Source organism: Larkinella fluvii, assembly GCF_051857545.1.
GTDB lineage: Bacteria > Bacteroidota > Bacteroidia > Cytophagales > Spirosomataceae > Larkinella.
Genome location: NZ_JBPZHB010000007.1, coordinates 329,109 through 353,100, shown reverse-complemented (window position 1 = coordinate 353,100; position 23,992 = coordinate 329,109). Strand labels below are relative to the sequence as shown.

Below are 23,992 nucleotides of genomic sequence, written 5' to 3'. Positions count from 1 at the left end.
TTTTCCGGCACTTTTAGCTATGGTTTACATACAAATGTACTCATTTATGAGTTCCGTTACCGGCAAGAGCAGACCTACTTTTTATTATTGGTCATTACCTGCGGTTATACGCAAACTGATCATTCCATCAACAGTTTACACATTGCTTATTCCACTTCACCTTGCAACATCAGCGCGCCCACGGTTACGTTCGAGGTTTCATCGATCAGGATCGCACCACCGTTGACCCGGTTTTTGCCGTATGGATCAAAACTGACCGGTTTCGCCGTTTTCAAAATAACGCGGGCGATGTCGTTCAATTTCAGGCTCTCGGCATCCGTAAATTCTTCGTAGGTGTTGACGTTCAACTGATACACAATTTCACGCACGGCGCAGCGGGTCCGGAACGTACCGTGCTGGAGCGTGTATTTACTACCGACCTTCAGCGGTTTGGCATCCATCCAGCACAGGAGGGCTTCGACATTCTGACTCACAATCGGCAAGTTGTCGGACTTCACGATGAGATTGCCGCGACTCACATCCACATCGTCGGCCAGATGCAGAACGACCGACATGGGCGCAAAGGCTTCGTCGTAATGGGTTTCGGCAATTTCGATGGCGTCGATGGTCGACGTTTCGCCGGTTGGCAAAACCGTTACGGCATCGCCTTTTCTGAAAATACCACTGGTAATTTTGCCGGCGTAACCACGGTAATCGTGTAACTCGGCCGTTTGGGGCCGGATGACATACTGAACGGGAAACCGGGCATCGGTCAGATTTTCATCCTGATCAAGCACGACGGTTTCCAGATGGCTCAGCAACGGTTCGCCTTCGTACCACGGCATGTTGACCGACTTATCGACCACATTATCACCATTTAAGGCACTCAGCGGAATGTAAGTCACTTCGCCAACATTCAGTTTTTGGGCCAGTTCGTTATAGTGAATGCAGATATTGGAGAAGACATCCTGGGAATATCCCACCAGATCCATTTTGTTGATGGCCACCACGAGGTGCGGAATACCGAGCATAGACGCAATCAGCGAGTGACGGCGTGTCTGTTCCACGACGCCGTGACGGGCATCGACCAGGACCACCGCCAGTTGGCAGTTGGAAGCCCCTGTCACCATGTTGCGGGTATACTGAATATGCCCCGGCGCATCGACGATGATGAACTTGCGTTTCGTGGTCTGGAAATACCGGTAAGCCACATCGATGGTGATGCCCTGTTCCCGTTCCGAACGCAAACCGTCGGTCAGTAAAGCCAGGTCAATTTCACCGTCATCCCGGCTTTTGCTGGCGCGTTCGATGGCTTCCATCTGGTCGGCCAGAATGGATTTTGAATCGTATAACAGGCGGCCGATCAGCGTGCTTTTGCCGTCGTCGACACTACCTGCGGTAATAAATCGGAGTAAGTCCATTTAAAAAAGGTATTTTTTTAGAAAATCATCGGGCGTACAGATCGCTACATCGCTTACTAAAAAATGCTTCGGATTGCGGGTAACAAGGTCTGTAAGTTCAGGAATGTTTTTTGCACTTTCATAAAGAACGGCATCCTCGAAATCGGTAAAACCCGACTTCATGGCTGATGCTATATGTTGATTAGATATGGTGGAAATGCCGATGTAGCTACACAGTACCTCAAACTGATGAACAATATCTGTATGAGGTACCTTATAATAATTCCGAAGTATGTAATAGACCGTTACTAATGTGAGGGGACTTACAAATGCCAGGATTTTTTCCCGCTCTGCTAAATCGAAAACCCTGGCGGAAGAATTCCAGAAGGGATCCCTTTTGGCAAGTAAATCGATTACAACATTGGTATCAATAAATACAATGGGTTTCATTAAAGGTGTTTTCTTACGATGGCATCTTCCCGTGCATTGGAACTATCGTTCGCTAAAACCGGGAAGGCCCCCAACAAAGACGCCGTTTTGGGTGACAAAGAATGCGGAGTCTGCAAAGTTGCCTCCGATGGGTGCAGAAAAGGATCGTCTTTGATCTCTATAAATGAGAGATTTTTAAGCAATTCCATCACAAAGGAAGCTTTTTCGTCGGGGACCTCTATCAGAACCTGCATATCTGTAAGTCATTAAAAATACCCACCCTTCTTCCGGTCTTCCATGGCTGCTTCCGACACCTGATCGTCGATTCGGGTTTCGCCCCGTTCGCTGATGCGGGTGGCCTGAATTTCGGCAATGGCGGCTTCCAGCGTATCGGCATCCGATTCAACGGCTGCGGTGCAGGAAATGTCGCCAACGGTCCGGAAACGAACCCGCCGGGTCACAATCTGATCGCTTTCCTCGGGTTGAATCACGCCTTTGGCCGTTGCCAGTAATTTGCCGTCGCGCAGAATCAACTCGCGTTCGTGGGCAAAATAAATGCTGGGCAGGTCGATGTTTTCGCGCTTGATGTAGTTCCAGACGTCGAGTTCAGTCCAATTCGAGATCGGGAACACCCGGACGTTTTCGCCTTTGTGAATCTTGCCGTTGTAGATGTTCCACAATTCCGGGCGCTGAAGTTTGGGGTCCCAGGAACCAAATTCGTCACGGACCGAAAAGACGCGTTCTTTGGCGCGGGCTTTTTCTTCGTCGCGCCGGGCACCACCAATGCAGGCATCGAACTCAAATTCTTCGATGGTGTCGAGCAGGGTAAACGTTTGCAGGGCATTCCGGCTGGCGTTGCGGCCCGTCGGTTCTTTCAGTTTCTTTTCCCGGATGGTATCTTCCACATACCGGACAATCAACTTTTCGCCCAGGCTTTCGGCCAGCCAGTCCCGGAAATCGGTGGCTTCCTGAAAGTTGTGGCCCGTATCGATGTGAACCAGCGGAAACGGAAATTTGCCGGGACGAAAAGCCTTTAGCGCCAGATGCACCAGCGTGATGGAATCTTTTCCACCCGAGAACAACAGCGCGGGCCGTTCAAACTGACCGGCTACTTCACGCATAATCTGAATCGCTTCCGATTCGAGTTGATCGAGATAATCTAATTTCATTTCAATTGAGTGATTGAGCGAATGGGCGATTGAGTGAAGGCATTTCGCTAATTCACTCAATCACTCAATCACTCATTTAGCATGTAAACCACATTCCTTTTTCGAATTATCTTCCCACCACCAGCGACCGGCCCGGAAGTCTTCGCCTTCCTGAATGGCCCGGGTGCAGGGCTGGCAACCGATCGACACAAAACCGCGGTCGTGAAGCGGGTTGTACGGCACATTGTGCTGGCGCACATACGCTTTCACTTCGTCAAACGACCAGTTCATCAGCGGATGAAATTTGATCAACTGATGCGCATCATCCGCTTCCAGTTGGGTCATGGTCTGGCGGTTTTGCGACTGTTCGGCGCGAATACCGGTCACCCAGATTTTATTGCCTTTCAGTGCCCGGTTGAGCGGTTCTACTTTCCGGATAAAACAGCATTCTTTCCGGTTTTCGACCGATTCATAGAAACTGAACGGGCCTTTTTCGTTCAGCAGTTTCTCCACCGATTCGCCTTTCGGGAAGTAGGCTTCAATTTTGGTATCGTACCGGCTGTTGGTTTTCTGCCAGACCTGATACGTTTCATTGAACATCCGGCCGGTATCCAGCGAAAAAATCCGGATTGGAAGGTTGTTGGCCAGGATCATGTCCGTAATCACCTGGTCTTCGTAGCCCAGGCTGGATGAAAAAACCACCTGGCCGGGAAATAATTCGGCCAGCGTTTGCAGGCTTTCAACTTCGCTCTTGCCCGCCAGGCGTTCCGCCAGGCTGTCGATTGTATAGGAAGGTTCCGCGATCATATTTTACCGACGGATTGCGCGGGTCACCCCGTTTGGTCCGCAAAATTTATAGTAAGCTATAGTTATCCTACTTCAAAGTGATGGGTTTGCCTCCTTCTTTGGCCGAACGACGGGCCGCATCCAGAATTTCCATCACAATCATGTTCACTTGCAACGATGACAAATCATCGACGGATTTAGTTTCACCGCGCACCACTTGGGCCAGATAGTCGAACGGGTCGGTAACCGGCGCATCGGTTTTAGCCGCTTCCGCCGTTTGTTCGGTTTTGTCTTCCTTCAACCGAATTCGCATTCGCGTACCGTCGAGCGTAAACACATACCCGGTTTCGCCGTACACTTCCATGTCCTTGCGACTGAACGGCCAGTTCCACGACGCCTGAATAACGACCTGGGTTTTGGGATAGGTCAGCACAATGGTCGCATCGTCGTCCACTTTTGGGTACACATCCGGTTTGATCTGTAAGGTAAAGGCACTCACCGAAGTAGGCCGTTCACCTTTCAGCAGCCAGGTCGCCAGATTGGCTCCGTAGCATCCAAAATCGAACAAGGCCCCGGCGCCGTTGGTAACCGGATCGGTGAGCCAGGCCACAAATTCCTTGTTCATCCGGCTGGGGCCATCGTGGCCGTCGTGGACGACAATCCGGCGGATCGGGCCGATGGCGCCGTCTTTTACAGCAATCTGGTAGGCTTTGTGGTTGCTGCCATACCAGGTGGTTTCGTAGTTGGTCAACAGATGGATCTTGTACTTTTTGGCTAAGGCTTCCATCTGCCGGGCCTGATCGATGCTGACCGCCAGCGGTTTTTCCACCATCACGTGAATGCCGCGGGGCGCACAGAGCTTTACGACGTTGAGGTGGTTGCTAATCTCATTGAAGGCCGTTACCGCATCCGGTTTGGTTTTGTCCAGCATTTCTTCCACCGTTGAATAGACCAGGCTCATCGGTAAACCGTAGCGTTGCATATACCGCTCCGCCACTTCCCGGTTGGGTTCGGCAATGCCAACGACTTCGATATCCGGGTCGCCGGTTTTCTTTGCCCGGTTCAGAATCCAGCCGACGTGCGAATGCACCAGACCGACCACCCCAACGCGGAGCGGTTTTTTGGCGGTTTGGGCGCTACTTTGTGAGCTTAAAGTCATCACAAACAGAAAGAAGACTAGTGTAATTCGCATGTTATTCTCCGGCTTCTTCAAGAATCAATTCATATAAACTTTCACTAGCCCAGAAATCAGTTTTCTTAATCTTGTCAAGCAATGGTCTAACGGCAGGAATTACTCCAAATCGTTTAGCACGGAGTAGTAAGCCCAACGTGCCTACGTATTTTTGAGAGATTGCTTCTGCATACCGTCTGGCTTTGTTGTCATCAATCAGAACGTAACATTCACCAATTTCAGAAGCCAATGCTAAAACACTGGCTTCTCCGGCATCCATAATGGCATTTAATTTTTCCTGTTGTATTTTGTTGTGTGTATCCTGAACTATGATCCAAACCGGTAATAGAATACCAAACTCTCGTGCAACAACGGGAGTCGTGTAAACTTTGTCGAAGCACTTGTTGAGAATTTCTATTTCCCCGATTTTATCCAGCAAAATAATAGAAGATGTATCGGAAACAACCAATACTTCAGACATTGGCAATTTCCCGTCTAAGATCCTCCACAGAATAATTAAAGACACTAAACCCAAACCGCCCCATAATCTCCATAAAAGACCGTTTGCTGATCCCGACAATATCAGCTGCCTGTCCCAGTGTTATTTTGCCTTTTTCGTGCAATTGACCAGCCAAAAGCATTTTAGCCTCAAACTCCTCTATATCAAGATTGTCGGGCAAATTAATGGTCAGTGTTTTCATGTTAGTAGCGATTTGAACTCATAACTGGAATCCAGACTACAAAATTCATTGCGCTGCCGATTGCAGCACTTCCGCCGACTTCCGAACCGCCTGTTCAAAATCTTCAACCAGATCATCGGCGTCTTCCAGTCCGACCGATACCCGAATCAACCCTTCGGTGATGCCCAAGGCGGCTTTCTCGTCCGGTTTTAGTTTGGAATGCGTCGTCGTAAACGGATTCGTCACAATCGTCCGCGTATCCCCTAAGTTAGAAGAAAGCGAGGCAATTTTCAAGGATTCAAACAGGGCTTTTACGCGCTCAAAACCGCCTTCTACCTCAAACGTGACAATGGCACCACCGGCTTCCATCTGCCGTTTCGCCAGTTCATACTGCGGATGGGAGGGCAGGAACGGATATTTTACGGCGTGAACATCCGCGTGTTGCTCCAGGGCCTGTGCCAGTTTCAGGGCGTTGGCACAATGACGATCCATGCGAAGTTCCAGCGTTTCCAGGCTTTTCGACAGCGTCCAGGCGTTGAACGGGGACATCGACGGGCCGGTATGCCGCGCAAAAAACCGGATCGGTGCCATCAACTCTTCCGAGCCGACGATAACGCCACCCAGCACACGTCCCTGGCCATCCATGTATTTCGTGGCGGAATGAACCGAGAGGTCGGCACCGAGATCGAGGGGTGCTTGCAGAATCGGCGTGGCAAAACAGTTGTCGACGTTCAGGATAAAACCGTATTTCTTTTTCAAACGAACCAGCATCTCCAGATCGACCAGTTCCAGACCCGGGTTCGAGGGCGTTTCCAGGTATACCATTTTGGTGTTGGGCTGGATGGCCGCTTCCCAGTCCGCTTCCGACGCGTCGGCGTCTACGTAGGTATACGTGATGCCCCACTTCACCAGAATCTGCGAAATGATCTGGTGTGCCGACCCGAACAACGCCCGGCAGGCTACGATGTGATCCCCCGATTTCAGCAAAGCCGCCATACTCGCAAAAACCGCAGCCATACCGGTTGCCGTCGCAATGCCGGCTTCGGCGTTCTCAAGCATACACACCTTGTCGACAAATTCCGTCACGTTCGGGTTGGAGAAGCGGGAGTAAATGTTCCCTTCTTCGGTTTCCTCAAACAGGGCTTTTCCCTGCTCCGCGCTCTCAAACGTGAAACTGGAAGTCAAAAACAAAGGCGTCGAATGTTCGCGGTACTGCGATTTCTTCGTCTGGATCCGAATGGCTTTCGTTTGTCTTTTCATGAATGGAAATTGACAAGAGAGATGAGACAAGAGAATAAAGAAAGTGGCAGCCGTTGATTTGCATCTTTTCTCTCTTGTCTACCCTCTTTTTTCTCAAAATAAAACTGTAATAATATTCCGCAAACTTACGATTATTACGACAACGCCGACCATAATCATCATGGCTTTTATCGGCAAGCGGGTCGAAAGGATGGCGGCAATGGGGGCGGCAATCATACCCCCCAGAACCAGACCGATGATAATTTGCCAGTGGGTCAGACCGATGAGCGTAACAAAGGTCAGGGAACTGGATAGGGAAATGAAAAATTCGGCCAGATTGACCGAGCCGATTGTGTAACGCGGATGACGACCGCTGGCAATTAGGGTGGAAGACACGATCGGTCCCCAGCCTCCACCACCAATGGCATCCATCGTGCCGCCAAACCAGGCCAGCAACCCGATTTTTTTGATCGGCTTCTTCTTAACCCGTTTGGCCAAGGCTTTCTGAATGATCAAAACCCCCAGAATGGCCGTATAGACCGCCACGATGGGTTTGATATACACCGAATATTGTTCCAGTGACACCAGCACATAGGCGCCCATGCAGGCCCCAATGACACCGGGAATAAGGACGGCTTTAAAGAGTTTGCTGTTGACATTCCCGAACCGCAGGTGCATATAACCCGACACTCCGCTGGTAAATATTTCGGAACTGTGAACACTGGCACTGACAGCCGCCGGACTTACGCCCACGGTCAGCAGAAGCGTCGAAGCCGTCACCCCGTAAGCCATGCCCAATGCCCCGTCGATCATCTGGGCCACAAAACCGCCCGCTACGTAATACCAGAAATCACTGTTCAGTTCCAGCGACGTCATGACCAGCGTCAGCCGGTCGAGCGTGAGGTAACTGAACAGCAAATGCCCGACAATCATCAGGGCCAGGGCCGAAGAAATATAAATGGCAATTTCGGTTCGGTTACGACGGCGAAGCATGACGGACCGGGCCGGACCATCGGCAATCAGATCAACTTCCAATTCCGGAAACGCCTGCCGCAAGGCTTTCACCTGCTCAGCCGCCGATTCACCCTGAACCGTTATTTTCAATCCATTTAAGTTCAGCCCGACGGGGGTAGAAGCTTCTGGCGAAGAGTCGGAGGCTGAGATAGACTGCATAGGTAATTAGCTATATATAGTTAGTAGAGAATTCTTCTCATGAAAAACGGCATTAAGAAATGCCGCCGGGATAATCGAATTCGAGTGCAAAGGTGGGCAATAGATTGGATTAAAGCAAGAACCACGCCTGATTATTCACCCCCGGCAATCGGATCTGCGGTTCCATCCGGATCATTCTTGACAAAGCCGTTGGTCGGGATGGTTCGCCCCCGGATTAGCAGCAAACCGGCCACGTGCGGAGACGCCATCGAAGTGCCCGACAGGGTGGCATAGCGACCGTTCAAATACGTCGACGTGATCCGAACGCCATACGCGCAGATGTCGACCGTCGGGCCGAAATTGGAGAACGAAGCAAAATTGCCGCTTTGGTCCATGGCCGAAACCGTAAACACATTGGCGTGATTAACATTGGCCGGCGCGTATTTCTCGGCGGATTCTCCTTCGTTTCCAGCCGCAATCGCAAACAGAATTCCTTTGTCGGCGGCCTGTTTGATGACCCGTTCGAGGCTCGCTGACGTCCCTTCGCCACCGATGCTGATGTTGACGACATCGCCCGCTTTGCCGTTGGTATTGACGTAGGAAACCGCCTGAACCAGCGCCGACAGTTTGCCTTCGCCTTCATTGTCCAGCACCCGCAGGGCCACCAGCGTGGCACCCGAAGCAACGCCGGTTACGCCGATGTTATTATTCAACGCACCAATAATGCCAGCAATGTGGGTTCCGTGGCCATTTTCGTCATCGGCGGTTTTGCCGGTCAGAAACGATTGGCTCCGTTTGGTATCGACGTTCAGATCGGGGTGATCCAGATCAATACCGGTATCGAGAATCCAGGCGGTTTTGTCGGGATTCAGATCGCCCCGTCCGTAGCCGGTTTGCTTCACATTCCAGGTCAGCGTGGAGGTGACGGCCACATCGACGCAACTGCAAATGGAGATAATACGGTCGGGTTCGACTAGTTCAACGGATGGGTCGGCTTTCAGCGTTTCCGCTTCGGCGGCACTCACGTGTGCCAGAAAACCGGTCGATTCGCCGGAAAAAAGCACCTGCGCATTTGGATCGTTCAGGCCGTGGCGGGTTAAAAGTTGCTGAACGGCGGCACCAACCCGCGCATTCGGCGCTACCGGTAAGTTCTCCGTGGATTTGTACGTCACAATATAGGAACCGGCAATGGCCTGTCCGTTGGTGACGGAAGACTGAACCAGGCAATCACCCGCTGGTCCAATGGCGTCCGGATCAGACTGACACCCAATTAATAGAGAGAGAATTGCGACATTGACAGAACAAGTCGATAAAAATGTCCACCGCATACGAATTGATTTCTAAGAAAGCCGGGAAATGAAAAAAGTAGCGGTAGATCGATAAGATTCATGTAGTTACAGTGAAAAGACCTCATTAATTAACGAATGGGAAAATCGAAAATTGTACCCGGTTTCATGCGGTTGCGATTTTGCAGAAATGAAACCAGATTAGTAGAAAAAGCCGTTAATTTGCTTTTTTTCCTATACTTTTCCCTCATGAGAAAATACGCAGTTGTAGTGCTTTTCGTTGCACTTTGCGGCCTAAAAATTCCGGTAGCCCTTGCTCAGGATACAACCTTGACAATTCGGGCCATCGAAGGCCTGAAGTACGATGTTCCGCGTTTTGTGGTGCGCCCCGGCACCCGGGTCCATCTGACCCTCGATAATTACGACGACATGGCTCACAATCTGGTGGTTACGTTGCCCAATTCGCGGTTGAGGGTGGTCAACACGTCGCTGGCGCTCGGCGATCAGGCCGTCAAACTCAATTATGTTCCCCGCACCCCGGATGTTGTGGCGCACACGGCAACGGTCGAACCGGGCAAATCGGAAAAAATTAGCTTTGTGCTGTCACAGGAAGGGATTTACTCCTACGTCTGTACGTATCCCGGGCACGGTTTTGTGATGTATGGCGTCATTTACGTTACCCGACGGCCCGCAACGGTTCCCCCGCTGGACAAAGATCCCAACGTAGCGGCCAACCGCAAAGACGATATGGCTGGTCATGCCGGACACATGCCCGACCATCCGTATGAATTGAAATACCCGGCGGTATATAGAACCTTCATGCCCGATTCCGGCCCGGCCTCCATTGCGGTCGGACTGACGCCCAAACAGGCGTATTGCTGGGATGCCGGGGCTTGCCGGTTGCGTTACGCCTGGACAGGGGGATTCATCGACCAAAGCGACCACTGGGATGGGAATGGTAAAAAACCGACGCACGTGGTCGGCGACGTCTATTTTCGGGATCAGGGCGGTTTTCCGATCCGCTTTGGTACCGCCGACCGGCTGCCGGAAGTCCATTTCAAAGGCTACAAACTCATCAACCGCTACCCGGAATTTCGGTATACTGTAAATGGAATTGAAGTTCGGGAGATGATCAAACCGTTGCCGACGGGGCGGGGGCTGGTGCGGTATTTCAGCCTGGGGGCGGTTTCCGGACCGGTTTATTTTGCCTGTAAATCCGGCGATGGCGTCAAATACCGTCCGTCGGTGGGCAAAATTCAGGACGGCATGGTGCGACTGCCGGTCGGAACGAGGAACTTCACGATAACGATGACTGCGGAATGAAAACGACAACTACGAGTTTGATAGCAACACGGATGACACGGATTGGACGGATCAAACGGATTTTAATTTATCTGTTGTTATCCGTTCTATCTGTATCATCTGCGTTCCCATCAAAAAACTTCCCCGCCGATACGATTACGGATTATTACGAGGTTGAAACCATTCAGATGCCCAAAGGGCTGACGGCAGAAACGGATGGTCTGGCGATTATGCCCGATGGCCGGATTGTCGCGGGGTTTCACCGGGGGGAAATCATGATGTATAACCCCAAAACGAAAACCTGGAAGCTGTTTGCCGAAGGGATTCACGATCCGCTGGGGATTATGGCAATCAGCAACAACGAGATTCTGGTCATGCAACGCCCGGAACTGACCCGCATCAAAGACACCAACGGCGACGGGGTTGCGGATGAATACCTTACCGTGACCGATGACTTTGGGCTGTCCGGCAATTACCACGAATTTGCCTTTGGTCCCGTGAAAGACAAACAGGGAAATCTGTTCATTGCTCTGAATTGTGCGTCGAACGGAGCCGGAATTTTCCCGGAAGTACGCGGGAAACTGGACACCCTGGGCCGACCGGGCCGGATGTATTCGGCGGTACCATACCGGGGCTGGATCATGAAACTGACCCCCGACGGAAAACTGCATCCCTATGCCAGCGGTTTTCGGTCGCCCAATAGCATCGGGTTTGATGCCTATGGAAATCTGTTTGCTTCTGATAATCAGGGCGATTGGTTGGGGACGAGCAAATTGTATCACGTTCAGGAAGGGAAACACTACGGCCATCCGGCGAGCCTGTTGTGGAAGGAAGGGTTTCCGCATCTTACGCCCATCAAATTGCCGGTCAAAATGCTGGATAGTCTCAGGACAGTCGAGAGCGTGGCGTTTCCCCATAGCCGGATCGCGGATTCTCCGACGCAGCCGGTGCTGGACAATACCGGTGGCAAGTTTGGGCCGTTTGCGGGAAAAATGCTGGTTGGCGAGATGAACCATCCGTACCTGGTTCGGCTGATGCTTGAAACCGTCGATGGGCATATTCAGGGAGCCTGTGCGCCGTTTCTGGTCGGAAGTGGTTTGCGGAAAGGAAATAACCGGCTGGCTTTTGCGACCGATGGAAGTCTCTGGATTGGCCAAACCGACCACGGCTGGGCGGGCGATCGGGGCATTCAGCACGTTCGCTGGAAGGGGAAAGTACCGCTCGAACTGGCCGACATGAAACTGACGCCGACCGGTTTTGCGCTGACGTTCACGCAGCCACTCGATGCGGTTACGGCGAAGCAAGTGGCTAATTTTCAGTTCAAACGCTATTATTACGAATACCACGAAGCCTACGGCTCCAAGCAGTTCGACGTGCAGCCCGTGGCGGTTTCAAATGCCGAACTCTCGGCCGATGGGAAAACTGTGACGCTGAAACTGTCGGAACTCAAGGCCGGGTATATTTACGAACTCGAACTGGGCAAACTTCGCTCCACGACCCAACAAAACCTTCTGAATCACCTGGTTTGCTATACCCTCAACCGACTTCAGAGAAATACGCAGGCGAATCCATAAGAAAATCCTACTTTTGCGGGACGAGAAAAAGTTGTTTCGCAGAGTTAAGCGGAGGAAATCAGAGTTTATCAGAGTTTTCTCTGCTTAACTCCTTTTTTCTCTGATAAACTCTGCGATACAACTTTCTTTAAAGCGCATAAAAAGAAGTTTATATGTCTGAATACAACCACAAAAAGATTGAAGAAAACTGGCGGGCGTTCTGGGAAAAGAACCACACCTTTCGCACCGAAAACGACGCTTCAAAACCCAAATATTACATTCTCGACATGTTTCCCTATCCGTCGGGCGCCGGTTTGCACGTCGGCCATCCGCTGGGATACATTGCCTCTGATATTGTTACCCGCTACAAACGGCTGAAAGGATTCAACGTGCTGCACCCGATGGGCTTCGACTCGTTTGGTCTGCCCGCCGAGCAATACGCCATCCAAACCGGTCAGCATCCGGCGATTACGACCGAAGAGAATGCGACCCGCTACATTGAGCAATTGAAAAATATTGGCTTCAGTTTCGACTGGAGCCGCGAAGTCCGCACGTCCGACCCGAAGTTTTACAAATGGACGCAGTGGATTTTTATGGAGCTATTCCGCAGTTGGTACAACAAGGAAACCGACCAGGCCGAACCCATCGAGACCCTGATTGCCAAATTTGAAAGCGCGGGCACCTACGGAATTCAGGCCGTGTCCGACGACGACGTGCCCCATTTTACTGCCGAAGAATGGAACGCCAAATCGGAACGCGAGCAATACGAAATTACGCTGAAATACCGCCTGACCTACGTGGCTGATGCCGTCGTCAACTGGTGTGCGGCTCTGGGGACGGTTTTGGCGAATGACGAAGTGAAGGACGGCGTTTCGGAGCGGGGCGGTTATCCGGTGGAGCAGAAACTGATGCGCCAGTGGATGATGCGGATTACGGCCTATGCCGACCGGTTATTGCGCGGGCTGGACACCGTCGATTGGTCGGATTCGCTGAAAGAACAGCAACGCAACTGGATCGGAAAATCGACGGGAGCGGAAGTAGCGTTTCCGGTTTCCGGTTTTCAGTTTACGGAAGGTGATCCGGAAGGGTTACCAAAAACCGAAAACCGTGAACCGAAAACCATAAAGGTTTTTACGACCCGGCTGGACACCATTTTTGGCGTGTCGTTTATGGTGTTGGCACCGGAGCACGAACTGGTGGCAGAACTGACAACACTGGCGCAAAAACCGGCTGTCGATGCGTACGTTACGGCCGCCAAAATGCGCTCCGAGCGCGACCGGATGGCCGATGCCAAAACGGTTTCGGGTGTGTTTACGGGCAGCTATTGCATCAATCCGTTCAACGGCGAGCGCGTGCCCATTTATTTGGCGGATTACGTGTTGGCGGGTTATGGAACCGGTGCCGTCATGGCGGTTCCCTCCGGCGATCAGCGCGACTGGGCGTTTGCCAAACACTTCGATTTACCGATCATTCCGATTCTGGACGGTCAGAAAGGCATTGACAAACAGGCGGATAACACCAAAGAAGGCCGGTATATCAACTCCGGAATCATCGACGGACTGACCTATCAGGAAGCCGTGCCGGTGCTGGTCAAGTTTCTGGAAGAACACGGCATTGGCAAAGCCAAGATCAATTTCCGGATGCGCGATGCGGTTTTCAGTCGCCAGCGGTATTGGGGTGAACCCGTTCCGGTTTATTTCAGAGACGGACTTCCTTATCTGCTGGACGAACAGGATTTGCCGCTGGAATTGCCGCCGGTCGATAAATACCTGCCGACCGAAACCGGTGAGCCGCCGTTGGCGCGTGCGGAAGATTGGAAATATAAAGGAGAATTTGAGTACGAATTAAGCACCATGCCTGGCTGGGCGGGTTCGAGCTGGTATTGGTATCGCTACATGGACCCGCAGAATGACCAGGAATTTGCCGATCAAAAAGCAATCGACTACTGGCGCGATGTGGATTTGTACGTGGGCGGTTCTGAACATGCGACGGGTCACTTGCTGTACAGCCGGTTCTGGAACAAGTTCATGAAAGACCGGGGTTACGTTCCGGAAGAAGAGCCGTTTAAGAAACTGGTGAATCAGGGCATGATTCTGGGGCGGTCGAATTTTATGTATCGCTATGTTGATACTAAAAATACTCGGTTGACCTCTGAATTGGCTACTCCTTTTCAATATAAAGTGACAAATATCTTTGTTTCTTATGGCATTTATAAGAAACTGACCGCCTTGCCTGATGCAGAAGCAAGAATTGAGTTCAAACAACTTGTAAGAGAACAATTAGGAGATGAAGTCGCTAATGGGATTAGTGATGATAATGAACGTGACTACGAAGATGGAGTTCCTTTACCTAATTTTTATATCGGAGACCTTCACGTAGATGTAAATATTGTTGCTAACGACGAATTAGATATTGAAGTATTCAAGAAAACCCGCACAGATTTATCTGATAACCCATTATTTATTCTGGAAGATGGCAAATACATCTGCGGGGTTGAAATTGAGAAAATGTCAAAATCGAAGTTCAATGTCGTCAATCCCGATACGATTGTTGAACGTTACGGTGCTGATACGTTGCGGCTCTACGAAATGTTCCTCGGCCCGCTGACCGACGCCAAACCCTGGAATACGAACGGCATCGACGGCGTGTACCGTTTTTTGAAAAAGTTCTGGCGGTTGTTTTACGAAGAACCGACGGAAACCCGCCCCGGCCGCTGGCTGGTGACCGACGAAAAACCGACGCCCGCCGAACTGAAAGTGCTGCACAAAACCATCCGGAAAGTGGCGGAGGACATTGAACACCTGTCGTTCAACACCTCGGTGAGCGCGTTCATGGTGTGTGTCAATGAGTTATCGGCCTTGAAGTGTAACAAAAAGGCGGTTTTACAGGAATTGGTCGTGGTGCTGGCTCCGTTTGCGCCCCACATCACGGAAGAACTCTGGGCCGCTTTGGGCAACGAAGCCGGTACCCTGAGCTACGCCGAATTTCCGGTGTTCAATCCGGCTTACCTGGTGGAAGACACGATTGAATACCCGGTGCAAATCAACGGGAAAGTCCGAACGACCCTGGTGTTTTCGGTCGATACCGCTACGTCGGACATTGAGAAAGAAGTCCTGGCGAATGAGGTGGTTTTGAAGTGGCTGGAAGGAAAAACACCGAAAAAAATAGTAGTCGTGCCGAAGCGGATTGTGAACGTGGTGATTTAACAACTTGTCACTAAATCCGGTCTTTGTCCCCGACCCCTAAAGGGGCACGGACGCCGAGCCATCCGGATAAAGCGACGTCCGCGCCCCTTTAGGGGTCGGGGGCAAAGGCGCAGGACGAAGCGAATTCTTAGAAAATTACGTTGTCTAATGACCAATACCGACACATTCAATCACTCCGGCGAAACCGTTAAAATCCTGACCTACAACCTCAACGGCATCCGGTCGGCGCTGAGCAAGGGACTGGTCGAATGGCTTGCTCAAAATTCGTTCGATATCCTGTGTTTTCAGGAAGTGAAAGCTACCCACGACGTGGTCGATTTGCTGCCGTTTGAAGAACTGGGCTATCAATATCACTGGCATGCGGCCGAGAAGAAGGGCTACAGCGGGGTGGCCACGTTTTCGAAACTGCCGCCGGATCTGGTCGTTTTGGGGTGCGGCATGTCGGTTTACGACTGCGAAGGCCGGATTCTGCGCACCGATTTTGGCGACCTGACGCTGCTGAACTGCTATTTTCCGTCGGGAACGACCGGCGAAATTCGGCAAACCGTCAAGATGCAGTTTCTGGATGATTTTTTCGACTACGTTCAGGAGTTGCGCCAATCCCGACCGAATGTCATTGTCGTCGGCGACTACAACATCGCACACACGGCCATCGATATTCACGATCCGGTTCGGAACAAAACGTCGTCGGGTTTTTTGCCGGAAGAACGGGCGTGGATGACGAAGTGGTTCGACAGCGGTTTTATTGATTCCTACCGCTACAAAAATCCGGACAAAATCGAATACAGTTGGTGGAGTTACCGGGCCGGTGCGCGCAGTAGCAACAAGGGCTGGCGGATCGACTACATTTCCGTCAGCGAGCCCTACAAAGATCGCATCGTGGCCGCCGGACACCTGCCCGACGCCGTTCATTCAGACCACGGCCCGGTCTGGCTCGAAGTCACGCGATGAAAGAATTATTCGATATTGAGTCGATCTTCTTTACGGTTCTCGGCTATCCGATGAGCTACCTCGAATTTTTTGGAACCGTTACGGGGGCGGTCGCAACGCTGCTGTCGGCGCGGGCTCACCTCTGGAGCTGGCCGGTGGGCATGGTGAGTGTGGTCATCTTTCTCTTTCTTTTTTACCAGATTCAACTCTACCCCGACATGTTTTTGCAGGTGTTCTTTTTCATCACCAACGTTCTGGGGTGGTGGGAGTGGACGCACCCGAAAGCTGGTGAAGAAGACCGTCGGAATGAGCTGAAGATTACGCCTTTATCGACGAAAAACTTTGCCATTTTGCTGGGTGCGGGGGTGTTGGCAACGGGGGTTTTAGGCACCATTGCGCAGAACCTGCACGCCTGGTTTCCGGTTTTGTTCAGCCAGCCCAGCGCGTTCCCGTACCTCGATTCGTTCACGACGGTCATGAGCATTGTGGCGACATTTCTGCTGATTCGCAAGAAACTGGAATGCTGGTACGTCTGGCTGCTGGTCGACCTGATCAGCACGTACATGTACTTCACCAAAGGCGTCAAAGTGCTTGGCATTGAATATGGTTTTTATTGCCTGATCGCGTTTGTCGGCGCCTGGCACTGGACGCGCGAATACCGTAGTTATCCCACAACCACGGCATGAAAAAGGGGCTAATTTTCGGGAAGTTCATGCCGGTTCATCGGGGGCATATTGCGCTGATCGAATTTGCGGCCGGTCAATGCGATCACCTGATTGTGTCCATGAACTGCACGCCCACCGATCCGATTGATCCTGAACAGCGGATGGCGTGGCTGCGGGCTTTGTTTGGCCATCGTGGAAACATCGAATTGGTGTCGGTTCTGGATGATTTTTCGGACGACGATCGGCCGTTGTGGGAAGCCACGCGCTTGTGGAGCGATTTTATCAAACAGCGGTTTCCGGACATCGACGGTTTTTTCTGCTCCGAACCGTATGGGGAGCCTTTGTCGCAACACCTCGGATTGCCCTGCATCGAATTCGATTCTGAACGGAAGCAAGTGCCGGTTTCGGCCACGCAAATCCGGCAGCACCCGGCCCGGTACTGGGATTTTATTCCTGACGTGGTCCGGCCGTATTTTGTGAAGAAAATCTGCCTGTACGGTTCTGAAAGCGTTGGAAAAACCACGCTGGCAGAGCAACTGGCTGCGCATTACCAGACGGTATTTGTACAGGAAGTCGCCCGCGATCTGATTACGTCCAACGACCTGACGCTCGACGATTACGTGACGATCGGCCACGCCCAGACGAAGGCAGTGCTGGAGGCCACCCAAAAAGCGAACAAGCTGCTGATTTGTGATACGGATCTGATTACGACCGAATTATACGCTGATCATTATTTACAGGAAGTTCCTCCGGTTCTCTTCGAACTGGAAAAACAGGTTACCTACGACCGCTATTTTCTGCTGAACATCGATGTACCCTGGGTGGCCGACGGTTTGCGCGACCTGGGTCATCGCCGGGAAGAAATGTATAACCGCTTCAAAACCGCCCTGGCCCAACGGAATATCGCTTACGTCGATGTGTCGGGCGATTGGGCCGCACGTTGGGCGATTGTAACGGGGGAGATTGATCGGTTACTCGCCTAGCTTCAGGTGGTCCGCGAGTTTAAAGACCTCTTTTAAACACTTCGCCGTTAAAACCGCATCTTCGAGGGCGTTGTGAATGTCGGACTCGCGTTCGAAGCCGAAATGGCCGGCAATGTCTTTCAGACTCAGCCGTTGCGGAACCGGTTTGTTGTTCTTTTTCAGAATCCGAAACGAAAAATAACTCAGCGTGTGCAGGTCGATTAACGTCCGGGAATACGGCCATTTGAGTTTCTCCAGGCGGTAGGCTTCCTTCAGAAAATTGATGTCATTGATCACGCTCTGCCCGCAAATGATGACGTCGCGCAGATACGGGTTGTTGTCGGTCGTCGTCTGGGTTTTCCGAATTCCCAATTGGGTGATAATCCACTCTTCCAGTTCCGGCAATACGTCGTAAATCATCGGCGCATCTTCCAGATCGGCCAGCGATAGGTTGTGAATTTTCTCGGACGAACTCGAAAATGCGTCTTCGTTTTCGGGATAGACGTTGGTCAGATACTGGCCTTTTTCGACCCAATTATCGTCGAAAAGAACGGCACCCACCTGAATAATTTCGTTCCAATCCGGCTCGGGACCGGTCATTTCAAGGTCAAGCACTAAAAAGGGCATACAGGTTTATTTTAATCTACGGTCGAATGAAATGGGTTGAATGCTAACGACTTCCAACGTTTTGTGTTCCGGATGTAATGGATTTAACAAATAATTGAATTCAGTGGGAGAGTGGGCTGATGGAACACGCATAGCCCAGAACTTCATTTCAGTTATCCACCGTTCAGTAATATCGGCTAAGGTTTCTTCATAAGGTATATTTCTCCAATCCGATGGCAAATCTTCAAGCCTAGTCTGACGAATTGAAGCCATTTCAGGAAGCTCTACCGTTACTAGACTCACGTTGATGGGCAATATTTCTGAATTGGCTAGCGTCTCAAGCATAGCTAAGGAAACGTGTTCGGCAAAGTAGAGAAGCAAGGTGCCTTCACGGTGCCACCGTCCCGAAGCATAAAGGCCACCAGTGCCGTTAAGATCGTTAGCGTAATTTGTTTTTGTGATTCTATAAAGTCTCATGTGGGCAAAAGTAATCCCAGATTGTACACCTTTTTTTATGAAACGCTTTTCAGTTATGGGCAGTAAGTAATTTTTGTTATAGAGTAGCTGTCAAGTGTAAATACCGTGCAAAATGGCGTTCAAAACATTTAAAACCTGTTTGCGACCGATCATTGAATCTAATAGATCAATCGGTTTTTGGCTTTGTAGGGCTATTATTTTTGCATTTAACCAATACTCAAAGTCTTCTTTGATTTCAAAAACCTCCATGCCTTTTGCGTAAATCTCAGATAAAGCAATGGCTTTTTCCGTTTCGTCCTGATTTAGTTTAGACTGATTTCGGATGCGACGTTGGTAGGTGCTTTCCGAAATGGCAAGAATATGGCTCATCGTTTTATTCGTGAAACCCATATTTTTTTGAAGGTGAGTGATAGAATCCATTGGTAACCCTTCTCTGGCAACAGCCAACAAATCAAATTCATGTCTGACCTGATGATTGATCAGACCTTCACCTCCCAATGCTAATACAATCTTCTGAAGTGGGACTTGCATAGTTATTTGAATAGTTTAGTCCTGTCATTTGACAACATCCTGACAAATATATAAATTCCATGCGTATCTATTGGCTTGTGTTCTACCTTTGCCACCGGAAGCGCCGGGCAAACCCGCCGGCACCTTTTTCTCAAGTCTAAACATCTTTAGTCTTCACAATGGAATACCGGATTGAAAAAGACACGATGGGCCAGGTTCAGGTACCGGTCAACGTGTATTGGGGCGCACAAACCCAGCGTTCGATTGAAAACTTCAAAATTGCGCAAGACATCAATAAAATGCCCCGCGAAATCGTTCGGGCGTTTGCCTATCTGAAAAAAGCCGCAGCCCTGACCAACCTCGACGCGGGCGTGTTGTCGCAAGAGAAGTCTGACCTGATCGGGCGGGCCTGCGACGAAATTTTGGACGGCAAACTGGACGATCAATTCCCTCTGGTTGTCTGGCAAACCGGTTCCGGTACGCAGTCGAATATGAACGTCAACGAAGTCGTTGCCTACCGCGCCCACGTGTTGCAGGGTGGTCAGTTGACCGACGAAAAGAAAGCATTGCATCCGAACGACGACGTCAACAAGTCGCAATCATCGAACGATACGTTTCCGACGGCCATGCACATTGCGGCTTACAAGATTCTGATCGAAGTGACGATTCCAGGAATTGAAAAACTGCGGGACACCCTGGATGCGAAGGCGAAAGAGTTTAAAAATGTCGTCAAAATTGGCCGGACGCACTTCATGGATGCCACGCCGTTGACGGTAGGGCAGGAATTTTCGGGTTACGTTTCCCAGTTGACGCACGGTTTACGGGCCATCAAAAACACGCTGGCGCATCTCAGCGAGCTGGCCCTGGGCGGAACCGCCGTAGGAACGGGCATCAACACGCCCCCGAATTATTCCGAAAATGTTGCCAAGCACATCGCTGACCTGACGGGTTTGCCGTTCGTTACGGCCGAAAACAAGTTCGAAGCCTTAGCTGCCCACGACGCCATTGTGGAAGCGCACGGGGCGTTGAAAACCGTTGCCGCCAGTCTGATGAAAATCGGGAACGACGTGCGGATGTTGTCGTCGGGACCGCGCGCCGGCATTGGTGAAATCTTCATTCCCGACAACGAACCGGGTTCGTCGATCATGCCGGGGAAAGTGAACCCGACGCAGTGCGAAGCCATGACGATGGTGGCGGCTCAGGTGTTTGGCAACGACGTCGCCATCAACATCGGCGGTTCCATGGGTCATTTCGAACTGAACGTTTTCAAACCGGTAATGATCTATAACTTCCTGCACTCGGCGCGGCTGATTGGGGATGTGTGTGTGTCGTTCAATGACAAATGCGCTGTCGGGATTCGTCCGATTGAAGAAAATATCCGGAAACACGTCAACAATTCGCTGATGCTGGTGACGGCCTTGAATACCAAAATTGGGTATTACAAAGCCGCCGAAATTGCCCAAACCGCCCACCGCGAAGGCAGCACACTGAAAGAAACCGCCGTGAAACTGGGTTACCTGACGGAAGCAGAGTTTGACGAATGGGTGAAACCGGAAGACATGGTGGGTACGATTGATGTATAGTAATAAACACCGGTTAGGTTTTTAAAACCTAACCGGTGTTAGTATGATAGATTAATCAAAACACCGGTCAGGTTTTAAAAACCTGACCGGTGTTTGCACACTTCACAACATGAAACGAATTTTATGGCTTGGTTTTACGATCGGTTTACTAACCGGTTGTGCGCCCAAAACCGTCCTCAACACCTACCGCGTTCCGGCGGGCGGGCTGTCGACTTTTTTCAAATACACGCCCGGCAGAACCGCCATGATCAGTGCCCACCGGGGTGGGGGCGATATCAAAGGCTACCCCGAAAATTGCATCGAATCGTTCGCCTATCTGGCCGAAAAACTGCCCGTGATCATCGAATGTGACATCGACCTGACCCGCGACAGTGTGCTGGTGATGATGCACGACCAAACCCTTGACCGGACGACGACCGGAACCGGCAAACTCATCGGGAAAACCTACGAAGAAACGCAGCAATACCGCCTGGAAGACAACCTGGGCAACGTGACGAACTTCAAAATTCCGACACTGGAGCAGGTGCTGCGGTGGGGGAAAGGCAAGGTGATTTACACCCTGGATGTCAAGAAAAATGTGCCGTTTGCCAAAGTCGTCGAGATGGTTCGGCGGACGGGAGCGGCTGATTATTCGGTGGTGATCACCTACAGTGCCACGCAAGCCGCTGAGGTTTACCGGCTTGACCCGAACCTGATGTTGTCGGTTACGATTCTGAAAGAAGAAGACTACCAGCGGCTGCACGACCTCGGTATTCCCGACCGCAACATGGTGGCGTTTGTTGGTGTGAAAGAACCGACCCCCGACTTATACCGGTTTTTGCACGAGAAAGGCATTTCGTGCATCCTCGGAACGCTCGGCAACCTCGACAAACAGGCCGCTGCGAAAGGCGATCAGGTCTATAAAAAGTTTGCCGAAAACGGTGCGGATGTGATGTCGACGGATCGGCCGTTGGAGGTCTATCAGGCGGTAAAATAACAGATCTCCAGGCAAAGAGCGTCTTGATCCAGGTCTTTCACGACGACCCGGATCAAGACCAATGATTACTTTTTCCGCTGAATAACCGCCAGCGCTTTGGCCACAATCGAAGCCGCCGTTAATCCGTATTTTTCCATCAGTTGCTCCGGTGTTCCGCTTTCGCCGAATGAATCGTTGACGGCCACCATTTCCAGCGGGGCCGGATGGTTCAGCGCCAGGACCTGCGCCACGCTATCGCCGAGACCGCCGTTCATCTGGTGTTCTTCGGCCGTTACGGCACAACCCGTTTTCGAAACCGATGCCAGAATTGCCTCTTTGTCCAGCGGTTTGATGGTGTGGATGTTGATGATTTCGGCTTCTACACCCTGTTCGGCCAGCAGCTTACCGGCTTCCAGTGCCTGCCAGACCATATGCCCGGTGGCAAAAATAGATACATCCGCACCTTCGTTGAGAAGGATGGCTTTTCCGATTTCAAACGGTTGGTCGGCGGGGGTAAAGTTTGGCACAACGGGACGTCCAAACCGGAGGTAAACCGGTCCCTCATAATCGGCAATGGCGATGGTGGCGGCTTTGGTCTGGTTGAAATCGCAGGGATTGATAACGGTCATGCCGGGCAGGGCTTTCATCATACTGATGTCTTCCAGCACCTGGTGCGTTGCGCCATCTTCGCCCAGGGTCAGCCCCGCGTGAGAGACACAGATTTTAACATTTTTATTCGAGTAAGCAACCGCCTGACGAATCTGGTCCAGCACCCGGCTTGAGCCAAAGTTGGCAAAGGTCGTAGCATAAGGAATCAGGCCGTTCAGCGTCAGACCGGCGGCAACCCCGATCATGTTGGCTTCGGCAATCCCGCACTGGATAAACCGGTCCGGATTTTCTTTGATGAACGTGTCCAGTTTAAGGGAAGCCACCAGATCGGCGCAGAGGGCAACGACATCCGGATGCGAGTGGCCCAATTCTGCCATGCCCGCGCCGAAACCGGAACGGGTATCTTTCTTTTCGGTAAACGTGTAGGTTTTCATGAGGTCAGAATTAATAGTCGCCGAGGGTTTCTTCCAGTTGAGCCAGGGCTGCGGTGAGCTGTTCGTTGTTGGGAGCCGTTCCGTGCCACTTGTGGGTGTGCATCATGAAATCGACGCCCTGTCCCATTTCCGTCTTCATGATGATGCAAACGGGAGCGCCCTGGCCACCAGCCTCTTGGGCCGATTTCAGGGTCGACGCCACCTCTTCGAGATTATTGCCGTCCATGTGGAGCACTGTCCAGCCGAAGGCTTCGTATTTGGCACCCAGGTCACGATTGTTGAGAACCACATCGGTTGGGCCGTCGATCTGCTGTCCGTTAAAGTCAATAATGGCAATCAGATTATCCAGTTTGCGGTGCGGAATAAAGGCTGCGGCTTCCCAGATCTGCCCTTCCTGTTGCTCGCCATCACCCATCAAACAGTAGACCCGGTGGGGGTCGTTGCGGATTTTTTTGCCATAGGCAGCACCAGCCGCTACCGAAAGTCCCTGCCCCAAAGAACCGGAAGCAATGCGGATTCCGGGCAGGTGTTCCGCCGTTGCGGGGTGGCCCTGCAACCGGGAATTCAGTTTGCGGAATGTCGCCAGCTCGGAAACCGGGAAATAACCACGGCGGGCCAGCACGGAATATAGTACCGGCGAAATATGACCATTGGACAGAAAGAACAGGTCTTCGCCCGAACCGCTCATATCAAACACGACGGATCCCTGATCGTCCGTTTTCAGGTTCATGGCCTGGAAATACAGACTCACCAGTAAATCAGTACACCCCAGCGAACCACCCGGATGCCCGGATGCGACGCCATGCACCATGCGGACAATATCCCGGCGTACCTGCGAAGCGACTTTTGCTAATTCACTCGTTTCCATGCGTTTATTTTTTAGTATCATCCGTATATTCGCCACTCAGGCCACAAAAACATCGGACCTGA

Annotated in this window: 23 protein-coding genes; 8 read left to right on the top strand and 15 right to left on the bottom strand. The window is 51.4% G+C overall.

Annotation, left to right across the window (positions count from 1 at the left end):
• Window positions 1-146: 146 nt before the first annotated feature.
• The 10 genes from ACS5NO_RS20390 to ACS5NO_RS20345 form a co-directional block, all read right to left on the bottom strand.
• Complete coding sequence (locus ACS5NO_RS20390) at window positions 147-1,400, bottom strand: sulfate adenylyltransferase subunit 1 (protein ID WP_439416843.1); 1,254 nt, start codon at window positions 1,398-1,400, stop codon at window positions 147-149.
• Window positions 1,401-1,829, bottom strand: coding sequence for a type II toxin-antitoxin system VapC family toxin (locus ACS5NO_RS20385; protein ID WP_439416842.1), 429 nt, complete (start codon window positions 1,827-1,829; stop codon window positions 1,401-1,403).
• Window positions 1,830-2,074: 245 nt separating this feature from the next.
• Window positions 2,075-2,977, bottom strand: coding sequence for a sulfate adenylyltransferase subunit CysD (gene cysD, locus ACS5NO_RS20380; protein WP_439416841.1), 903 nt, complete (start codon window positions 2,975-2,977; stop codon window positions 2,075-2,077).
• A gap of 72 nt (window positions 2,978-3,049) precedes the next feature.
• The gene (locus ACS5NO_RS20375; protein ID WP_150881258.1) at window positions 3,050-3,763 is read right to left on the bottom strand and encodes a phosphoadenylyl-sulfate reductase; all 714 of its coding nucleotides are present in this window, start codon (window positions 3,761-3,763) and stop codon (window positions 3,050-3,052) included.
• 67 nt (window positions 3,764-3,830) lie between these two features.
• A complete protein-coding gene (locus ACS5NO_RS20370; protein WP_439416840.1) occupies window positions 3,831-4,934 on the bottom strand; it encodes a Gfo/Idh/MocA family protein in 1,104 nt (367 codons plus the stop codon).
• 1 nt (window position 4,935) lies between these two features.
• Window positions 4,936-5,394, bottom strand: coding sequence for a PIN domain-containing protein (locus ACS5NO_RS20365; protein ID WP_439416839.1), 459 nt, complete (start codon window positions 5,392-5,394; stop codon window positions 4,936-4,938).
• Window positions 5,387-5,614, bottom strand: coding sequence for a UPF0175 family protein (locus ACS5NO_RS20360; protein ID WP_439416838.1), 228 nt, complete (start codon window positions 5,612-5,614; stop codon window positions 5,387-5,389). Before ACS5NO_RS20360 ends, ACS5NO_RS20365 begins: the two co-directional genes overlap by 8 nt.
• Before the next feature lie 45 nt (window positions 5,615-5,659).
• The gene (locus tag ACS5NO_RS20355; RefSeq protein WP_439416837.1) at window positions 5,660-6,853 is read right to left on the bottom strand and encodes a trans-sulfuration enzyme family protein; all 1,194 of its coding nucleotides are present in this window, start codon (window positions 6,851-6,853) and stop codon (window positions 5,660-5,662) included.
• 93 nt (window positions 6,854-6,946) lie between these two features.
• On the bottom strand, window positions 6,947-8,005 hold the full coding sequence (locus ACS5NO_RS20350; RefSeq protein WP_439416836.1) for a sulfite exporter TauE/SafE family protein: 1,059 nt from the start codon (window positions 8,003-8,005) through the stop codon (window positions 6,947-6,949).
• A gap of 131 nt (window positions 8,006-8,136) precedes the next feature.
• On the bottom strand, window positions 8,137-9,312 hold the full coding sequence (locus ACS5NO_RS20345) for a S8 family serine peptidase (protein ID WP_439416835.1): 1,176 nt from the start codon (window positions 9,310-9,312) through the stop codon (window positions 8,137-8,139).
• 207 nt (window positions 9,313-9,519) lie between these two features.
• Between ACS5NO_RS20345 and ACS5NO_RS20340 the strand changes: the two genes are divergently transcribed.
• From ACS5NO_RS20340 to ACS5NO_RS20315, 6 genes are all read left to right on the top strand, one after another.
• Window positions 9,520-10,593 (top strand): plastocyanin/azurin family copper-binding protein, encoded by a 1,074-nt coding sequence (locus tag ACS5NO_RS20340; protein ID WP_439416834.1) that lies wholly within the window; start codon window positions 9,520-9,522, stop codon window positions 10,591-10,593.
• Window positions 10,590-12,146, top strand: a complete 1,557-nt coding sequence (locus ACS5NO_RS20335) for a DUF7133 domain-containing protein (RefSeq protein WP_439416833.1) — start codon at window positions 10,590-10,592, stop codon at window positions 12,144-12,146. The genes ACS5NO_RS20340 and ACS5NO_RS20335 overlap by 4 nt, the downstream gene beginning before the upstream one ends.
• Window positions 12,147-12,298: 152 nt before the next feature.
• Window positions 12,299-15,331: a leucine--tRNA ligase gene (locus tag ACS5NO_RS20330; protein WP_439416832.1), complete on the top strand. Its 3,033-nt coding sequence runs from the start codon at window positions 12,299-12,301 to the stop codon at window positions 15,329-15,331.
• A gap of 147 nt (window positions 15,332-15,478) precedes the next feature.
• Window positions 15,479-16,282 (top strand): exodeoxyribonuclease III, encoded by an 804-nt coding sequence (locus ACS5NO_RS20325; protein ID WP_439416831.1) that lies wholly within the window; start codon window positions 15,479-15,481, stop codon window positions 16,280-16,282.
• A complete protein-coding gene (gene pnuC / locus ACS5NO_RS20320; RefSeq protein ID WP_439416830.1) occupies window positions 16,279-16,947 on the top strand; it encodes a nicotinamide riboside transporter PnuC in 669 nt (222 codons plus the stop codon). Before ACS5NO_RS20325 ends, pnuC begins: the two co-directional genes overlap by 4 nt.
• Window positions 16,944-17,909, top strand: a complete 966-nt coding sequence (locus ACS5NO_RS20315; protein WP_439416829.1) for an AAA family ATPase — start codon at window positions 16,944-16,946, stop codon at window positions 17,907-17,909. Before pnuC ends, ACS5NO_RS20315 begins: the two co-directional genes overlap by 4 nt.
• Here ACS5NO_RS20315 and ACS5NO_RS20310 read toward each other — a convergent pair.
• The 3 genes from ACS5NO_RS20310 to ACS5NO_RS20300 all read right to left on the bottom strand — a co-directional run bounded on the left by ACS5NO_RS20310 (window position 17,898) and on the right by ACS5NO_RS20300 (window position 19,502).
• A complete protein-coding gene (locus ACS5NO_RS20310; RefSeq protein ID WP_138991547.1) occupies window positions 17,898-18,515 on the bottom strand; it encodes a 3'-5' exonuclease in 618 nt (205 codons plus the stop codon). The two genes, ACS5NO_RS20315 and ACS5NO_RS20310, sit on opposite strands and share 12 nt — an antisense overlap.
• A gap of 6 nt (window positions 18,516-18,521) precedes the next feature.
• Window positions 18,522-18,971 carry an RES family NAD+ phosphorylase gene (locus ACS5NO_RS20305; RefSeq protein WP_439416828.1) on the bottom strand — a complete coding sequence of 150 codons (450 nt, stop codon included), beginning with the start codon at window positions 18,969-18,971 and terminating at the stop codon, window positions 18,522-18,524.
• A gap of 90 nt (window positions 18,972-19,061) precedes the next feature.
• Window positions 19,062-19,502, bottom strand: coding sequence for an Xre family toxin-antitoxin system antitoxin (locus tag ACS5NO_RS20300; protein ID WP_439416827.1), 441 nt, complete (start codon window positions 19,500-19,502; stop codon window positions 19,062-19,064).
• 158 nt (window positions 19,503-19,660) lie between these two features.
• Here ACS5NO_RS20300 and fumC point away from each other — a divergent pair, with 158 nt between their 5' ends.
• On the top strand, window positions 19,661-21,064 hold the full coding sequence (gene fumC / locus ACS5NO_RS20295; RefSeq protein ID WP_439416826.1) for a class II fumarate hydratase: 1,404 nt from the start codon (window positions 19,661-19,663) through the stop codon (window positions 21,062-21,064).
• A 109-nt stretch (window positions 21,065-21,173) separates the two neighbouring features.
• Window positions 21,174-22,040 (top strand): glycerophosphodiester phosphodiesterase family protein, encoded by an 867-nt coding sequence (locus tag ACS5NO_RS20290; RefSeq protein WP_439416825.1) that lies wholly within the window; start codon window positions 21,174-21,176, stop codon window positions 22,038-22,040.
• 65 nt (window positions 22,041-22,105) lie between these two features.
• On the opposite strand, the gene ACS5NO_RS20285 is transcribed toward ACS5NO_RS20290, so the two are convergent.
• Window positions 22,106-23,062 (bottom strand): transketolase family protein, encoded by a 957-nt coding sequence (locus ACS5NO_RS20285; protein ID WP_439416824.1) that lies wholly within the window; start codon window positions 23,060-23,062, stop codon window positions 22,106-22,108.
• 10 nt (window positions 23,063-23,072) lie between these two features.
• Entirely contained in the window at window positions 23,073-23,930 is an 858-nt protein-coding gene (locus tag ACS5NO_RS20280; protein WP_439416823.1) for a transketolase, read from the bottom strand.
• Between the last annotated feature and the right edge of the window lie 62 nt (window positions 23,931-23,992).

Coding starts and splice junctions, on each gene's coding strand:
- ACS5NO_RS20390 (WP_439416843.1), bottom strand. CDS start 1,400: ATGGACTTACTCCGATTTATTACCGCAGGTAGTGTCGACGACGGCAAA.
- ACS5NO_RS20385 (WP_439416842.1), bottom strand. CDS start 1,829: ATGAAACCCATTGTATTTATTGATACCAATGTTGTAATCGATTTACTT.
- cysD (WP_439416841.1), bottom strand. CDS start 2,977: ATGAAATTAGATTATCTCGATCAACTCGAATCGGAAGCGATTCAGATT.
- ACS5NO_RS20375 (WP_150881258.1), bottom strand. CDS start 3,763: ATGATCGCGGAACCTTCCTATACAATCGACAGCCTGGCGGAACGCCTG.
- ACS5NO_RS20370 (WP_439416840.1), bottom strand. CDS start 4,934: ATGCGAATTACACTAGTCTTCTTTCTGTTTGTGATGACTTTAAGCTCA.
- ACS5NO_RS20365 (WP_439416839.1), bottom strand. CDS start 5,394: ATGTCTGAAGTATTGGTTGTTTCCGATACATCTTCTATTATTTTGCTG.
- ACS5NO_RS20360 (WP_439416838.1), bottom strand. CDS start 5,614: ATGAAAACACTGACCATTAATTTGCCCGACAATCTTGATATAGAGGAG.
- ACS5NO_RS20355 (WP_439416837.1), bottom strand. CDS start 6,853: ATGAAAAGACAAACGAAAGCCATTCGGATCCAGACGAAGAAATCGCAG.
- ACS5NO_RS20350 (WP_439416836.1), bottom strand. CDS start 8,005: ATGCAGTCTATCTCAGCCTCCGACTCTTCGCCAGAAGCTTCTACCCCC.
- ACS5NO_RS20345 (WP_439416835.1), bottom strand. CDS start 9,312: ATGCGGTGGACATTTTTATCGACTTGTTCTGTCAATGTCGCAATTCTC.
- ACS5NO_RS20340 (WP_439416834.1), top strand. CDS start 9,520: ATGAGAAAATACGCAGTTGTAGTGCTTTTCGTTGCACTTTGCGGCCTA.
- ACS5NO_RS20335 (WP_439416833.1), top strand. CDS start 10,590: ATGAAAACGACAACTACGAGTTTGATAGCAACACGGATGACACGGATT.
- ACS5NO_RS20330 (WP_439416832.1), top strand. CDS start 12,299: ATGTCTGAATACAACCACAAAAAGATTGAAGAAAACTGGCGGGCGTTC.
- ACS5NO_RS20325 (WP_439416831.1), top strand. CDS start 15,479: ATGACCAATACCGACACATTCAATCACTCCGGCGAAACCGTTAAAATC.
- pnuC (WP_439416830.1), top strand. CDS start 16,279: ATGAAAGAATTATTCGATATTGAGTCGATCTTCTTTACGGTTCTCGGC.
- ACS5NO_RS20315 (WP_439416829.1), top strand. CDS start 16,944: ATGAAAAAGGGGCTAATTTTCGGGAAGTTCATGCCGGTTCATCGGGGG.
- ACS5NO_RS20310 (WP_138991547.1), bottom strand. CDS start 18,515: ATGCCCTTTTTAGTGCTTGACCTTGAAATGACCGGTCCCGAGCCGGAT.
- ACS5NO_RS20305 (WP_439416828.1), bottom strand. CDS start 18,971: ATGAGACTTTATAGAATCACAAAAACAAATTACGCTAACGATCTTAAC.
- ACS5NO_RS20300 (WP_439416827.1), bottom strand. CDS start 19,502: ATGCAAGTCCCACTTCAGAAGATTGTATTAGCATTGGGAGGTGAAGGT.
- fumC (WP_439416826.1), top strand. CDS start 19,661: ATGGAATACCGGATTGAAAAAGACACGATGGGCCAGGTTCAGGTACCG.
- ACS5NO_RS20290 (WP_439416825.1), top strand. CDS start 21,174: ATGAAACGAATTTTATGGCTTGGTTTTACGATCGGTTTACTAACCGGT.
- ACS5NO_RS20285 (WP_439416824.1), bottom strand. CDS start 23,062: ATGAAAACCTACACGTTTACCGAAAAGAAAGATACCCGTTCCGGTTTC.
- ACS5NO_RS20280 (WP_439416823.1), bottom strand. CDS start 23,930: ATGGAAACGAGTGAATTAGCAAAAGTCGCTTCGCAGGTACGCCGGGAT.